Raw genomic sequence first — 15,214 nt, forward strand, 5'->3', positions numbered from 1 at the left:
CTCCCTTCCAGTTTCATTTCGGATCTGGAACCCCAAGGCGCGCTTTGGCGTTCAGGTTGGCAAGCTTGGAGCCTTTCAAATGCCCCGAACCCGGTCCCTGCCGCCGCATGGTCGATCCCTGAGCCCTCCTGAATATCTGGCTGCTCAGCCCAGAGTTTCAGGCCTGATCAAGGTGTCGGCCACGCTGGTCTCAGCCGCCGTCATCATCGCCGGGCTGTACTTCGGACAGGATCTTCTGATCCCGTTCGCCATCGCCATTCTGATCAGTTTTGCCCTTAACCCTGCCGTTGCGTGGCTTGGGCGGCTCGGCATGCCCCGGGTGGGGTCGGTACTGATTGTGCTGGCGCTGATGCTCGGCCTTATGGGCGGGTTGCTGTTTGTCCTTGCCACCCAGGTTCGCGCCCTCAGCGCCGAGCTGCCGACCTACCAGACGACCATCCGCGAAAAGATTGCTGACCTGCGCTCCAGCATGACCAGCCCCGGCATGTTAGATGGCGCGTTGCAGACGGTCGATATCGTCCAAAGAGAAGTGGAGGCCGCGGAGGCTCAGGCGGAGGCACGGGAAGATATCCAGCGGGTCGAGATGGTGCCGGCGCCGCAGTCCCCGTTCGACATGGCAATGACCTGGCTTGGGCGGTCTGCCGATCCGCTGGCCACGGCAGGTATCATCCTGATCTTCATCTTTCTGGCTCTGCTCGACAGAAGTGATCTGCGGGACCGCTTTTTGCGCATGCTGGGCGGCAACCTGCACCGTTCAACGGATGCAATCGAGGAGGCCGGTGCCCGCATCAGCAGATATCTTCTGATGCAACTGCTGGTGAACGTGACGTATGGCGTGCCGATGGCGCTCGGCCTGTGGGTTATCGGCGTGCCCGGTGCCTTGCTCTGGGGGGTGGTGGCCACTGTCCTGCGGTTTGTGCCGTACGTCGGGCCCGTGATCTCGGCGCTCTTCCCGCTTACGCTGGCTTTCGCGGTTGACCCCGGCTGGAACATGGTTCTGTGGACGGCAGCGCTGATCGTGGGGCTGGAGCTTGTCAGCAACAACGTGGTCGAGCCATTGCTGTACGGCTCCAGCACCGGGCTGTCGGTCATGTCGCTTATTGCAGCCGCCATGTTCTGGACGGCGCTTTGGGGACCGGTCGGCCTGATTCTGTCCACGCCGCTGACCGTGTGCCTGCTGGTGCTTGGCCGCAATCTGCCGCAGCTGCAGTTCCTTGAAATTCTCCTGGGTGCAACGCCGGTGCTCGACCTGCCGACGCGCATCTACCAGCGTCTGATTGCCGACGACGTCGATGAAGCGGTCGAAATTGCCGAGGCCGAGATCGAAGAAGGGTCCGTCACGGATTTCTACAATGACGTCGGCATCCCGGTTCTCCGGCTGGCGAGTGAAGATTACCTGCACTCTGCAACGGCCGAACACCGCCTGCGCTTCGCCAACGGCATGGACGACATGCTGGAGGAGTTGCAGGAGCACTATGCTCCGCGCGAGCTTGCGCCTGATAAACCGGCAGTTATCTGCATCGGCGGGAAGTGGGAAATCGATGCCATGGCGTCGGTCATGCTGGCGCATGCGCTGTCTCTTGAAGGGGTCTCGGCCGCGACACGCCCCTTGAAAGCGCGATCAAGCGAACCCGCGGCCTTGCCGGAACTGGATGGCGCGAAGGTCATTTGCCTCAGCTTTTTCAGCGCATCGCCCGTCATGAGTGCGCGTGTTCTCTGCCGCCGCCTGCACCGCCGCTGGCCGGGCGTGCGTATTGTTCTCGCCTTCTGGAATGCCCCGGCGGATATTCTAACCGATGAAATGCTGGAGCAGCTTGGCGCGGATGAGGTGGTGACTTCCATGGAAGAAGCCGTGCTGCGGCTTCAGCGTATGGTTTCCCCGGGCGACGCGCGCGTGATTCAGCGTCCGGAGCGGCCGGAAAACGAGCAGGAGCGGGTCAAGGCGCTGCACCAGTCAGGCCTTCTTGAGGACCGCTACCGAGAGCAGCTTGACGCCATCGCCAAGCGGGCGGCGGATGTGTTCGATGTGGGGCTGGCCATCGTCACTGTGGTGGCAGAAGATGAGGAGCGGATCATCGCCCAGAGCGGACCACTGCCGCGCAGTCTCGTGGATGAAAGCAACCGTCCCCGGATGCTCCCGCGTGACGATGCCATTTGCAGTTACGTGGTGGCGGACGGCCAGACCCTCAGCATCGCGGACCTGGAGCGGGATCCGCGATTTGCGGACAATCCGGCAATAGAGGCGTCAGGCCTGCGGTTTTATACCGGCGCGCCGCTGCGCGTCGGCAAGGATCTGGTACTAGGGGCCATCTGCATTCTGGATACCAAACCGCGCGCTCTGGATGCGGATGAAATCGAGCTTCTGGAGACCATGGCGGCCGACGTGATGGAGCTCGTCGGCGCGCCAACCCAGAAGGAGCCGGCGCGTGGCAAGGACGCGGACAGCGACGGCGCCACCGCAACGGTTGGCCAGAAAGTGCCGGATTGAGCGCCGTCGGTCGGCCCCGCCCTCAGGGCAAGGCCGCCAGCAGCCGCTCGATGTCTTCCATGTCGTTGAAGACCGAAGGGGTCACCCTGAACCGGTTGCGGCTGACCATGATCTGGACGTCTGCGGCGGCCAGACGAGGGCGCAGCTTGCCGGCAGCGTCCTCAAGGATACACGTCACGATCGGCGCGCGGCTCTCCGGCGGGGTTGCAAGAACGTAGCCCCGCTTCGGCAGTTCGTCCTTCAGCCGGGCAGTCAGGGTCTGCGCGTGGGACTGAATGTTCGCGGGCCCGAGCTTCAAGATGTAGTCCAGCGAGTGGTGCAGCTGGGCAACAACGGTATGCGCGTAGGTCCCAAAAGCGAAGTGCCCCATGGCCGATGACGGAAAGCCGTAATCGGCAATCGTCTCGCCCGGCGGATCGAGCGGGTAGGCGTGGGAGGTGAAGCGGTTGAGCCCGTAATAGCCCCACTGGGTGCGCGGCAGCAGGTCGAGCCGATCCTTGCGCGCATAAAGAAAGCCCAGGCCAAAATCGCCCATCAGCCACTTGTAGCTGGCGCAGGCGGCAAAATCGACGCCGCTTTCCTTCACATCCAAAGGCATGCAGCCTGCGGCGTGGACGATATCCGCATAGACCATGGCCCCGTGGGCATGGGCGATCTCACAGACCTTCTTCAGGTCATGGGTGAAACCGTTGAAAGTGGAGACCAGAGACAAGGCCACCAGCTTGGTGCCCTTGCGCACGGCGCGCTCGATATCCTCCAGCATGATGCGACCGTCGCGCGGGCGCAGCCACGTGACATCACAGCCGAGCTTTGCCATTTCCTCATAGAGCGGGAACGAGCCGAAGAAGTGCAGGGTATCGGTGACGATATGGGCATCCCTGGCAGGTAGACCGAGCGCCCGCAGCACCATATGCTCGCCTGTCGTCGTGCTCTGCACGAAGGCGATTTCGTCCGGCTCGGCATTGATCAGCCGCGCAAACTTTGCCCGCACGCCATCGGAGTCCAGTTTGTGGCCAGCGGCGGCGGGATCAAGGCTGCGCTTGGCAAGGTAGGCCTCGATGGCGGCACGCGCTCCGTGGCTCATCGGATGGCTGGTGCCGGAGTCCAAATAGACCCCGCTTGTTTTCTGAAACGAGGCCTTGTCCGGCAGTGAAGGTGGGGCCGGCGTTGCCGTATGACCTGAGCGAGAAGCCATGGCGACGACAGGCAGGGTGGCTGCCATGCCGATCCATTCCCGGCGGGTTACGCTCATGCCTTGTCCTCCTTGTATTCCGGCGCGCAGTATAACACGGCCCATGGGCACAAACCGTTCAGGTCGGGGGGTGATTGGAGGCGGCGCGGGAGAATTTTATTCCCTGAATCTGCCAATAGAGCGTCTACTATGTCGGGAAGCGCTGCTTTTTTCTTGCATGAAAAGCAGATTGCCCTCTGGCCTCCGGTACGATTGAGCTGTGGGGAAACCGAGTGCGCACACCGACGTGCGGGGGAATTTGCATGAAGAACTGGCTGTTGTTGCCTGCGGCTTTTGCCTGCCATTTGGGGGTAGCTACGACTCCCGCAGCGCTCGCCTCCAGTCCGGTATCGCAGGCACAGATCGCCTCGGCTCAGCCTGCGGCGATCGTGACCCAGCATGTCGGCACGTTCAATGGCAAGCGCGTTGTCTATTCGGCGCTGGTGGAACCCATCGACGTGCCCGATGCCAGCGGCAAGCCTGCGGCCCGGCTGGTGAGCTTTTCCTATGTGGCTAGGGATCAGGGCAAGCCTGCGAACCGCCCCGTCCTGTTCCTGTTCAACGGCGGGCCAATCACGCCTTCCATCTGGCTGCACATGGGCTCGGTCGGCCCCAAGCGCATCGCATTCCCGGATGACCTTGCGGCGGATCCTTCCAGCTACAAGCTCGTCGATAACGCCTATTCCCTTCTCGATGTAGCGGATCTGGTGTTCATCGATCCGGCCTCGACCGGCTACAGCCGCACCTTGCCGGGCACGCCGCCGGAGGCCTATTTCTCGGTCGACAGCGATGCGCAGCAGGTCAGCGCATTCATTGTGGAATGGTTGAAGCGGCACGACCGGATGCAGTCGCCCAAGTATGTGCTGGGGGAGAGCTACGGCACCAACCGCGCCGCCGCCGTCACCAGCCAGCTGGCGGCACGGCCGGAGCCGGTGCTGCTGGATGGCGTCGTGCTGTTCGGTCAGGCGTTGAACATCGTTGAGTACGTGCAGCGCTCGGGCAACATCATGAGCCATGTCGTCTCCCTGCCGACGCTGGCGGCGCTGGGCTGGTATCACGGCAAGGTGGAGAAGAACGGGCGCACGTTCGAGGCCTTTCTGGATGAAGTGCGCGCCTTTGCCCGCACGGAGTATCTGACGGGGCTGGTACAGGGCAATGCGCTGGACGTGCAGACGCGCGAACGGCTGGCGGTGCGGCTTGCCGGATACACCGGCATTCCGGCCGGCTATTTCCGCGTGAACGACCTCAAGATCAGCAAGGAGCGGTTCCGTGCGGAACTCCTGAAGGAGCGAGGTCTCCTGCTGGGCCGCGCGGATGCGCGCTACACTGCGCCTTTAACCGAGAAGGGGCTGGGGCCTGATCCCTCCAACATCACCCGGCCTGCCTTCGAGCAGTTCATGAACCAGTATGTGCGCGAGCATCTGAAGGTGACGTGGGATGCGCCCTACGTGCTCGACTCCCCAATCAAGGGCATTGATGAATGGGACTGGGGCGGCTCGACCCCGTTCTCCGACTGGCCCTACATGTCCCTGATTGGGAAGGTTATGGAACAGGCGCCGCAACTGCGGGTCATGATGAGCAACGGCTATTTTGATACCATGACCACTATCGGCGCGATGGAATATGCCGCCGTGCAGTCGGGCTGGCCCAAGGAGCGCGTGAGCCTGGCCTACTACGAGGGCGGACACATGGCCTATACGGTCGAGCGCAGCGCCCGCAAGTTTGCGGATGACCTGCGCGCGTTCATGCAGGCAGGCCAGCACGAGGGCGGACGGTGAGATGACGGATTTCCTGACCTTTCAGGCGGCGGACGTCGAGGCGCTGCTGGACTATGACGGCTGCATTGCGGCCATACGCAAGGCCATGGCGGCGCTGTCCGCCAGCAGCGAGCCACAGCCGCTGCGCACGATCCAGACGCTCGCGCCGGGCAAGATGTTCGGCCTGATGCCGGGCGCGTTGCCAGGAGAGGGCAGGTTCGGGGCCAAGCTGGTCAGCGTGTTCGGTGATCCTGAGCGCCCGGGCCGTGCGGCCCACCGCGGCGTCGTCGTGCTGTTCGAGGGCGATGCAGGCACGGTTCTGGCCGTGGCGGATGCGGGCACCATCACCCACATCCGCACTGGCTGCGCCAGCGCGGTGGCCACCGATGCGCTGGCCCGCCCGGATGCCCGCACCCTGGCCGTGTTCGGCACCGGTGCGCAGGCAGAGTCTCATATTCTGGCGATCAGTCGCGTCCGCAAGCTTGAGCGCATCCTGCTGTGGGGCCGAGCGCCGGAGCGCGCCGCAGCGCTGGCCGCGCGGTTATCGCCCGCCGTAGGCCTGACCATCGAGGCAACGACGGATGGGCGGGCAGCAGCCGAGGCGGCAGACATCATCTGCACGGTCAGCGGCGCGGACAAGCCGATCCTGTTCGGGGCATGGGTGCGCCCTGGCACCCATGTGAACGTGGTCGGCTCCAGCTACCTTGGCCCGGTTGAGGTGGATGCCGATCTGGTCGTCGCCAGCCGGTATTTCGCCGACTATCGCCCGTCAGCGCTTGCTGCTGCGTCAGAGCTAGCAGAGGCCAAGGCCGAGGGGCGCATTGATGACAGCCATATCGCCGGGGAAATCGGCGAGGTGCTGCTGGGGCGCATCATGGGGCGGCAGAGCGCTGAGCAGATCACCCTCTACAAGTCTCTCGGCCATGTCGTGCAGGACCTGGCCGCTGCCACCTATGTTTATTCCCGTGCCGCCGAGCGGAGGACCAAGTGAAGCTTTCCAATCTGTTGCGTATTTCCGCGCTGTTGCTGCTGACGTCGGCATCAGGGGCGCTCGCCGCCACGATCGAGCGGCTGTCCGTCGTCAGCAACGGCGAGGTCGTCGGCACGGTTGTCGGCACGACGGAGGGCAACCGCACGGAAGTGACGTACGCCGTTGACGACAACGGACGTGGCCCCAAGCTGCGCGAGGAAATCGAGCTTGGGAAGAACGGCATTCCGGTGCGCTGGACCTCGACAGGCCGTTCGCTGATGGGCGGCACGGTAGACGAGCGCTATGTGTGGGAGAAGGGCCGCGCCACGTGGTCCAGCCAAGCGGACAAGGGCGAGACCGAGGCGGCAGCGCCGCCGCTCTACATCATGAATGACAGCAGTCCGTGGGCGGAGGGTGTTTATGCCCGCGCCGCGCTCTTGGCAAAGGGCAACCGGCTTGCGGTTCTGCCCGGCGGCGAGCTGCGCCTGACCAAGGTGCGGGACCTGAGCGTGGGTGCGGGGGCCAAGGCGACCGCGGTTACGGCCTACCGGCTGGACGGTGTGCAGCTGGAGCCGGGCTACCTGCTGCTGGACGCTGAGCAGCGGTTGTTCGCCACGTTCAGCGCAAAAAGCGCCACGGTGCGCGAAGGCTACGAGGCCGAAGTGCCGCAGCTTCTGGCGCTGGGTACGGAGCTGGAAACCGAGCGGATGCAGACCCTGCAACAGCAGCTGGCGCATCGCTTCGATGCACCGGTGCGCATCCGCAACGTGCATGTTTTCGACCCGCGCACTGGAAAGCGCGGTCCGTTGTCGACCGTTGTCGTGATGCGGGACCGTATCACGCAAGTTTTGCCTGAGGACGGCAAAGCGGCACCCGCCGATCAGGTGGTGATCGACGGCGCGGGCGGCACGGTCTACCCCGGCCTGCACGACATGCATTCCCACACGACCCTGCAATCCGGCCTGTTCTATCTGGCGGCGGGCGTGACGGGCACGCGTGATCTGGGCAACAACAACGCTTTCCTGCAGAACCTTTTGCCGCGCCTCGAGGCGGGCCAGATCGCCGGGCCGCGCATCGTGCCGACGGGGTTCCTTGAGGGACGCAGCCCGTATTCGGCCCGCCACGGCATCATTGCCGCAACGGAAGAGGAGGCGGTTGCCGCCGTGCGCTGGTATGCGGACCGGGGTTATGAGCAGATCAAGATCTACAACTCCCTCGCGCCGGAATGGGTAAAGCCAGTGGCGGACGAAGCCCACAGGCTTGGTCTGCGGGTAACGGGCCATGTTCCGGCCTTTTCCAACCCGGACCGGGTCATCAATGACGGCTACGGCGAGATTGCGCACATCAACCAGCTGATGCTGGGCTGGATATTGGGGCCGGAGGAAGACACGCGCACGCCGCTGCGCCTCACCGCTATGGCGCGCGGCGGTGACCTCGACCTGAACAGCGCGCGGGTGCGCAAGACCGTTGACCGGATGAAGAAGGATGGCATCGCGCTCGATCCGACCGCGCTCATCCTCGAGCGTCTGATGCTGAGCCGTGCGGGCGAGGTCAATGCGGGGGATGCCGATTATCTGGAGCACATGCCGATCGGCTATCAGCGCTACCGCAAGCGCAGCTTCGTCACCATCAAATCGCCGGAAGAGGACCAGGCCTACAAGGACGGCTTCGCCAAGGTGCTGGAAGTGCTGGCAACGCTGCACAAGGAAGGCATTCAGCTGCTGCCGGGCACGGACGATACCACCGGCTTTACCGTCCACCGGGAGTTAGAGCTTTACACCAAGGCGGGCATCCCTGCGTCCGACGCGCTGCGCCTCGGCACGCTGGCCAGTGCCGAATATCTGGGCCGTGACCATGAGCGCGGCACCATCGAGCAGGGCAAGCTGGCGGATTTCGTGCTGGTGGCCGGCGACCCGACGCAGGATATCCGTGAGATCAAGAAGGCGCGCATGGTGCTGAAGGGCGGTGCGATCTACTTCCCCTCGGAGATCTACAGCGCGCTCGGCATTCGGCCGTTCGCCTCCGCGCCGGAAGTCAAAAAGCCTACAGAGGCTGCAAGCGCAAACTAGCCTCTGGCTGATGGGAAAGGGGGGGGAGGATGGCCTCCCCCCTTTCTACTTTGCCCGCAGGAACTGGCGCACGATATCCGCCGTGTGCTGCCGGTTGGCGTCGCCCTCGAACGGAGAATGCCCGGCGGGCAGGAGGACGCGGTTCACCCGCTCCAGCGGCACGCCGCCATGAGTAATGGCGTACCACGGCCCCAGCACTGGCGTTGCAAGGTCATAATAGCCGCCGAGCAGGAGCAGGGAGACATCAGGCTTGGCCTGCATCAGCTTTGCGATGTTCGGCGTCGCGTCACGGGAGGACGGGTAGCGGTTGTCTCCGCGCCAGTCCCAGTTGAAGTTCACGTCGAGCGTCAGGGAAAAATAATCCCGGCGCGTTTTGACGCCGATGTCCCGCCGCAGATAGTCGGCGATGGGGGCCGAGCGGATGACGTTGGTCTTGCCGAGCCCCAGTGCGGGGTCATTTGCCGCCGCCGGGCGGTTGCTGTTGGTGGGCGGCTGGGCCTTGGGAGCGGTCACGCGCACATCAAGGCGGCCGACCAGCTTGTCCGCCAGAAGGGATTCCAGGAAATTCTGGCTGCCGACGCGCAGGTTCGCCTTGCTGATGGCTTCCTGAGGCAGGCCGATCAGCGTCGCCATGCGTTCGGCCAGCCGATCCCGCTCTGGCCCGGGCAATGCGCTGCCCTGTTGCAGGGCAAGGGCATAGTCGCCTTGCGCGAAGGCGCGCGCTTCTTCCCAGACCATGTCAGGCGTGCGGGTGTCATCGCCAGATTTGCGATGATGCCAGGCGGCGACGGCCAGTGTCGGCAGGGTGATGATGTAGTGCTGGTCGCCCGCGCTGAGGCCGGGGTCGAGCAAGGGAGAGAGGAGGATCAGCCCTTTGACGTTGAGGTCCTCCATATGGCGGGACATGAGAGCAAGGCGGTAGCCGCCGTAGCTTTCACCGGCAACGAACACGGGAGAGGCGGTGCGGCCCTCCTCCTTCAGCCAGTTGCGAATGAAGACATGAGCGGCCTGCGCATCGCCCTCGGGCGACCAGTAGGCCTTCCCGCCGCCTTCGCGCAGCTCCCGGCTGAACCCGGTGCCGACAGGGTCGATGAACACCAGATCGGCAACGTCGATCAGGCTTTCGCGGTTTTCAACCAGCCTGCGTTCGCCGCCCGGCTTGTCCTGCGCAAGGCGGCGGGGGCCGAAGGCGCTGAAATGAAGCGGGGAGGAAGAGGCCCCCGGCCCGCCGTTGAAGAGGAACAGCACCGGCCGCCGAGCCGCATCGCGCACATCCTCGCGGACATAGCTGGTGGCGGAAATGGTGGCCTGAGGAGCGCCGGCATCATCCCTCAGCACGGTCTCCGACCAGCGGGCCATATAGCGGACGGCAGCATTGCCCACGGTGACGCTGTGCCGGGCGCGGGCAGGGGCAAGCGGACCATCGCTGGCAACCGGCGTCGGGTCCGGCCGGACGGCGTTGATGTCGGGCTGGGCCACGGCAACCGTCATGAGGGCCAGTAGTGCCGTTGCGGTAACGCCAAGCAGTTTCACGCGCGTTGCTCCCTTCCGGTTGTGGCAACGAAGTATAGCAACGCCGCCTGCGGAAATTTTCCTGTGTTGGGCGGATCTGGCGTTCTCGCGCCGGTTTTTATGCCGCAAAGCCCCGCGCGTTGAATTCGGGCGGACAGCCCGGGCGGCTGTGCCACCACATTGGTTGCAGAAGCGACCATTTTTATGCGCGGCGCGCCATAAAGGTCCGGATAATGAGAGAACATATTCTTCCCGCTCCGCCGTAGGTTCCTCTCAGTTGAGTAGTAGAGAGATCGGCGGACCTGTGACCCGAGTGTTTGAGCGGCCCTCTGAGGAGGCCTATGCCCAGTGGATTCGGCGTGTCGTCAGGCGCAGCCGGCAGGATGGCCGTTCGTTCATCTCCCTGTTCGACAGCTCTGTGCCCGAGCCGGTCGAGCTGTTGCAGGAAACGATCGCGGCGGGCTTCTCCCGGCCGCTGACCTCCCGCTATACCAGCGCATTCTCTGGCGGTAACCCCTATGTGCTGGACGTGGTGGCGGCCCGTCATGGTGTGCCGCGCGATCAGGTGATCTGCACCACCGGCGCAACCGGTGCGCTGGCATTGCTCTACCGTGCCCTGACCCGTCCGGGCGATCATGTGCTGGTGGAAACGCCCGGCTTTGACCTGTTCACTGATCTGGCCAAGGCACAGCACCTCTCCGTCACCTCGTTTGCCCGGACTGGAGAGCGCTACGAGATCGATGTGGATGCGGTCATGGAGGCGGCGCAGCCGAACACCCGGCTGATCGTGATCTCCAACCTGCACAATCCGTCCGGTATGTTGGCCAGCCCTGAGACTCTCGTGGCGCTGGCAACGGCTGCCGAGCAGAGGGGCATTCGCGTGGTTGTGGACGAGGTGTATGGCGACTATGCCGATGTGGCGGCGCGGCCCGAGCCGGCGGCCTGTCTTGCGCCGAACCTCATTACCATCAACAGCGTCACCAAGATCTATGGCCTTGCGACCCTGCGCTGCGGCTGGATCGTTGCCGCGCCAGATATCATGGCCAGCATCCGCGCGCTCAGCGACCGGACGGAGTTCGGCATCTCCAACCTGTCCCATGCCGTGGCGGCACTGGTGCTTGAGAACAGCGCGCCGTTCGAGGCTTTCTCTGCGGACATGATTGCGGCGGCCCGCCCGGTGCTGGAGCGCTACTACAACCGCTGGCAGGCCGAAGGGCTGGTGGAAGGTCAGTTGCCGGACGCCGGCTGCATCTGTTTTCCGCGCCTTGCCGGCATTGCGGACAGTTACAGCTTCTCCGAATGGCTGGCGGCGGAGCAGCAGGTGATCGTTGCTCCCGGCGAGTATTTTGACGCGCCCGGCCATATCCGCATCGGCTTCGGCAAGGAGGCGGACCAGCTGGAGCAGGGGCTGATGCGGCTGGAGGCAGGGCTGCGCACCTGGCGTGCCGGGGTGTAGCCGGCCGCTTTGCTGCCCTGCGCCATTCGCAGTGCCTTTGATGTTCGGCGTTTGAAAAGCGCACATATTCCCCTATTGATTGGGAATCGGCCGGGTAGAGTTCCGGCCGGTTCGCTGTCTCGTGCGTGGGGTAAGTATGTCTGAGGGACTGACCGCCTTCGATATCAAGATTCTGGAAGTGCTCCAGAAGGACGCTTCCCTGTCGACGGCGGAAATCGCGGAACGGGTCGGGCTGTCTCAGTCGCCCTGCTGGCGGCGGTTGCAGCGGCTGCGGGAGGAAGGGTACATCTCCCGGCAGGTGGCGATCCTCAACCGCGAGAAGCTGAACAACGTCATCTTCATCATCTCGACACTGAAGATGTCGACGCTGACCGACGAGCAGCGCCGCGAGTTTCTGCGCAAGATCGATGCCATTCCGGAGATTCTGGAATGCTACACCATCTTTGGCGACCGGGACGTGATGATCAAGGTCGCCGCACCGTCCATGCCCTGGTACCAGACCTTCCTGACCGATGTGGTCCTGAAGCTGCCGGGCGTGCTGGATGCGCAGTCCATCGTCACGCTGGCCGAACTGAAGCACACCACGGCCATTCCGCTGCGGGGAAATCTTTCCCTCTGAGGCAGGCAATCAGAAACGAATTATGCGCTGCCGCACTCCTCGTCGCAGGATTGGCATAACCTGCGCCAGAGCCAGTCTCTAGAGTTCGATCCGTCATGGGCCTGTTTTCCGCGTCAGGGTGGGGTCGCATGGCAGGGACTTCGCCGAAGGCTGATCCGCGGGGCGGAAGCATGGGGCCTTCGGGGAACCAGAAAAGGAACAGCACGGTGCGCCAGCGTCTCGCGTGGACGACCTTCACGCTTCATCACCCGGGGACTGCAAAAGGTGAGGAGACGCGGCGCAGTCCGTGCCGGGCGGCCGGTATCATGACGGGCTTGCTGGCTGCGACCCTGCTGGCCAGCCAGGCCCTGATCCCGGCCGCCCACGCTGCCCCGGCGCAGGACAGTCAGGCCGCGGCGCCGCGCAGTTTCACGACCGGCCACAGCGGCGTCTTCGGGGGGCAGCGGCTGAGCTACAAGGCGGTGGTGCAGGAGCACTTCGTCACTGACGCCGCAGGCAAGCGCACCGCCAGCATTTTCACCACCAGCTATGTTCGCACCGATGGCAAGGCCAACGAGGCCCGTCCGGTGATCTTTGCCTTCAACGGGGGGCCGGGCTCGTCCTCCATCTGGCTGCACATGGGGTTCCTCGGGCCGCAGCGGGTGGATTTTGATGATGCGACCAGGCCCGCCACCACGCCGCCGTTCCGCACGCAGGCCAATCCGGACAGCCCGCTGGACGTGGCCGACATCGTGCTCATCGACCCGCCCGGCACCGGCTTCAGCCGCGTGCTGCCGGACGGCAAGCCGGAGCAGTTCTACGGCGTCGAGCAGGATGCCCGCGCCACCATCGAGGTCATGCACCAGTGGGTCCGCGCGCACGGCCGCTGGAACGCGCCCAAGTATCTGGTCTCGGAGAGCTACGGCACGGTGCGGGCGGCGGCCGTCGCCAAGCTGGCCGCCGGCGGACCAATGGAAACCGGCGGCATGGACGGCCTGACGCTGAACGGCATCATCCTGCTTGGCCAGGCCATGGACATGAGCGGCGGCGATGGCGACCTTGGCGTGGCGATGGCTCTTCCCTCGCTTGCAGCAACGGCCTGCTATTTCGGAAAGGTGGCCGAGGGGTGCACGGCGGAGGGGCAGGCAGAGGCCGCCCGGCGGTTCGTTGCCGAGCGTTACCTGACGGCGCTTTATGCCGGGTCCGCCCTGCCTCAGGCAGAGCGTGAAGCCGTGGCCGCAGAGCTTTCCCAACTGCTCGGCCTGCCCAAGCCTGCCATCCTGGCGAGCGATCTGCGGCTCTCGCCAGGCGCGTTCGCGCGTCAGGTGCTGGCGGGCGAAAAGAAGCAGGTGGGGATGTATGACGCGCGCTTCACCCTGCCGCTGGCGCCCAATGGTAATGATCCGGTCGCGGATGATCCAGCCATGGGCCAGTATGTGCCGGGCTTTGTGGCTGCGTGGAACAGCTACGCGCGGGCAACCCTCAAGGTGACGCTCGACTTGCCCTACGAACCGATCGCTTTCCGCTCGGTCAACGCGCGCTGGGACTACGGCTTTGGCCCCGGCGTACCGGTGCGCCGGAACTATGCAACGGATCTGGCGGTTGCCATGCGGCGCAACCCGCAGCTGCGGCTGCTGGTGGGCACGGGCTATTATGATCTGGTGACGACGCTGGGTGCCGCCGAATACACGGTGCGCCATGCAGGCATGCCGCTGGAGGCGGTCACCTTCCGCGAATATGAATCCGGGCACATGCCCTATCTGGGCGCGGCCTCCCGCGCGAAACTGGCGGCGGACGTGCGCGCCTTCGTGCAGGGGCAGAAGTGATGGCGACGAGCGTATCCGAGACCGCGCAGCGCCGGGACGTGGGGCTGGCCGGGGTCGTGATGTTCGGCACCGGCACGGCCATCGGCGTTTCCATTTTCACCGTGTTGCAGCCGGCGGCCTCCGTGGCCGGAAGCGGGCTGCTGCTGGCGCTGCTGCTGGCGGCGGTGCCGATGCTGCTGTTTGCCGTCACCTATGCGTATCTGGGCTCCGCCGTGCCGGTGTCCGGCGCGTCCTATGAATGGCCGCGCCGCTTCCTGCATCCGTTCGTGGGCTTCCTGATTTCCTGGCTGCGCATTCTCAGCAATGTGGGGGCGCTCACGGTTCTGGCGCAAATTCTGATCAGCTATGTGGGCATGGTGGTGGCGCTGCCGCTGAAGCCCACCATGGCAGTGCTGCTCACGATTATCTTTGCGCTCAACTACATCGGCGTCTCTGTTGCCGCTCGGGTGCAGAACCTGCTGATGGTTCTCCTGCTCGGCGTGTTCGGCGTGTTCGTGGCGGGCGGCCTGCCGCAGGCGGATTTCTCGGTGCTGACGCAGGCGCTGGAAGCACAGCCGCTCGTCGTGCTTGCGGCCGTGCCGCTGATGATCAGCCTGTTCCTCGGCATCGAATCCGCCGTCGAGATCGGCGAGGAAGTGCGCCAGCCAGGCCGCAACATTCCGCTCGGCATTGCGCTTGCCATCGGCCTGACGGCGCTGGTCTACGGTCTGGTCTCCATCACGGCACTGGGAGCGCTTGGGCCGGAGGGGTTGTCGTCCAGCGCTGCACCGCTCCTCGAGGCGGCTCAAGGATCGCTGGGCAGCTGGGCAACGCCGGTGGTCGTGGCCGCAGCGGCGGTTGCGATCCTGACCTCGATGAACTCCATCGCGCTCACCTTCTCGCGCAGCCTGCTCGCAATGGGGCGGGCGGGCGCATTCCCGACGGCGCTTGGCAAGATCCACCCCCGATTTGCAACGCCGCACCGTGCCGTGGTGGCGGGCTATGCGCTGGCGATGACCGGCTTGCTCATGCCCACGAGCCTCATTTTCCTGCTGCTCGCCGTGAACATTCCAACCATGCTGAAATACGTCGCCTGCTCGCTCTCGGCGGTGCGCGTGGCAAAGGCGCACCCGGAGATCCACGCGCGCAGCTCGCTTGGCCTTGGCCGCCGGGCGGCGGCACTTAGCGGCATTCTTGCCGCCGTATGCGGTCTTGCGATCATTGCTGTCGGCTTCCAGGCGGACTGGCGGGCCTATGCGCTGGTCGCGGGCTGGGCCGTGGTGGGCGTCGTTTTCTGGGTCGTGCGCCGCCGCATTATCGCGGCGTAA

Annotated in this window: 10 protein-coding genes; 8 read left to right on the plus strand and 2 right to left on the minus strand. The window is 64.7% G+C overall.

The features are described from left to right. Positions 1-79: 79 nt before the first annotated feature. Complete coding sequence (locus tag VIG90_RS11165) at positions 80-2,488, plus strand: AI-2E family transporter (protein WP_331593594.1); 2,409 nt, start codon at positions 80-82, stop codon at positions 2,486-2,488. A 22-nt stretch (positions 2,489-2,510) separates the two neighbouring features. On the opposite strand, the gene VIG90_RS11170 is transcribed toward VIG90_RS11165, so the two are convergent. Next, positions 2,511-3,740 carry an aminotransferase class V-fold PLP-dependent enzyme gene (locus VIG90_RS11170; protein ID WP_331593595.1) on the minus strand — a complete coding sequence of 410 codons (1,230 nt, stop codon included), beginning with the start codon at positions 3,738-3,740 and terminating at the stop codon, positions 2,511-2,513. Between the two features lie 242 nt (positions 3,741-3,982). On the opposite strand from VIG90_RS11170, the gene VIG90_RS11175 reads away from it, so the two are divergent. The 3 genes from VIG90_RS11175 to VIG90_RS11185 are packed head-to-tail and all read left to right on the plus strand — an operon-like array spanning position 3,983 to position 8,515. Next, positions 3,983-5,497, plus strand: a complete 1,515-nt coding sequence (locus tag VIG90_RS11175) for a S10 family peptidase (protein ID WP_331593596.1) — start codon at positions 3,983-3,985, stop codon at positions 5,495-5,497. Between the two features lies 1 nt (position 5,498). Further along, the gene (locus tag VIG90_RS11180) at positions 5,499-6,467 is read left to right on the plus strand and encodes an ornithine cyclodeaminase family protein (protein WP_331593597.1); all 969 of its coding nucleotides are present in this window, start codon (positions 5,499-5,501) and stop codon (positions 6,465-6,467) included. Then, positions 6,464-8,515, plus strand: a complete 2,052-nt coding sequence (locus tag VIG90_RS11185; protein ID WP_331593598.1) for an amidohydrolase family protein — start codon at positions 6,464-6,466, stop codon at positions 8,513-8,515. Before VIG90_RS11180 ends, VIG90_RS11185 begins: the two co-directional genes overlap by 4 nt. Before the next feature lie 45 nt (positions 8,516-8,560). On the opposite strand, the gene VIG90_RS11190 is transcribed toward VIG90_RS11185, so the two are convergent. Continuing rightward, positions 8,561-10,048: a S10 family serine carboxypeptidase-like protein gene (locus VIG90_RS11190; RefSeq protein WP_331593599.1), complete on the minus strand. Its 1,488-nt coding sequence runs from the start codon at positions 10,046-10,048 to the stop codon at positions 8,561-8,563. Positions 10,049-10,331: 283 nt separating this feature from the next. Here VIG90_RS11190 and VIG90_RS11195 point away from each other — a divergent pair, with 283 nt between their 5' ends. From VIG90_RS11195 to VIG90_RS11210, 4 genes are all read left to right on the plus strand, one after another. Further along, positions 10,332-11,483: a pyridoxal phosphate-dependent aminotransferase gene (locus tag VIG90_RS11195; protein ID WP_331593600.1), complete on the plus strand. Its 1,152-nt coding sequence runs from the start codon at positions 10,332-10,334 to the stop codon at positions 11,481-11,483. A gap of 136 nt (positions 11,484-11,619) precedes the next feature. Next, complete coding sequence (locus tag VIG90_RS11200) at positions 11,620-12,102, plus strand: Lrp/AsnC family transcriptional regulator (RefSeq protein WP_331593602.1); 483 nt, start codon at positions 11,620-11,622, stop codon at positions 12,100-12,102. A gap of 305 nt (positions 12,103-12,407) precedes the next feature. Then, positions 12,408-13,907, plus strand: coding sequence for a S10 family peptidase (locus VIG90_RS11205; protein ID WP_331593603.1), 1,500 nt, complete (start codon positions 12,408-12,410; stop codon positions 13,905-13,907). After that, positions 13,907-15,214, plus strand: a complete 1,308-nt coding sequence (locus VIG90_RS11210; RefSeq protein ID WP_331593604.1) for an APC family permease — start codon at positions 13,907-13,909, stop codon at positions 15,212-15,214. Before VIG90_RS11205 ends, VIG90_RS11210 begins: the two co-directional genes overlap by 1 nt.

Origin of the sequence: Pedomonas sp. (genome assembly GCF_036515995.1) — a bacterium.
GTDB lineage: Bacteria > Pseudomonadota > Alphaproteobacteria > Sphingomonadales > Sphingomonadaceae > Pedomonas.

What these genes read in the sequence shown, in the direction of transcription:
- VIG90_RS11165 (WP_331593594.1), top strand. Translation starts at nt 80, where the DNA reads ATGCCCCGAACCCGGTCCCTGCCGCCGCATGGTCGATCCCTGAGCCCT.
- VIG90_RS11170 (WP_331593595.1), bottom strand. Translation starts at nt 3,740, where the DNA reads ATGAGCGTAACCCGCCGGGAATGGATCGGCATGGCAGCCACCCTGCCT.
- VIG90_RS11175 (WP_331593596.1), top strand. Translation starts at nt 3,983, where the DNA reads ATGAAGAACTGGCTGTTGTTGCCTGCGGCTTTTGCCTGCCATTTGGGG.
- VIG90_RS11180 (WP_331593597.1), top strand. Translation starts at nt 5,499, where the DNA reads ATGACGGATTTCCTGACCTTTCAGGCGGCGGACGTCGAGGCGCTGCTG.
- VIG90_RS11200 (WP_331593602.1), top strand. Translation starts at nt 11,620, where the DNA reads ATGTCTGAGGGACTGACCGCCTTCGATATCAAGATTCTGGAAGTGCTC.
- VIG90_RS11205 (WP_331593603.1), top strand. Translation starts at nt 12,408, where the DNA reads ATGACGGGCTTGCTGGCTGCGACCCTGCTGGCCAGCCAGGCCCTGATC.
- VIG90_RS11210 (WP_331593604.1), top strand. Translation starts at nt 13,907, where the DNA reads ATGGCGACGAGCGTATCCGAGACCGCGCAGCGCCGGGACGTGGGGCTG.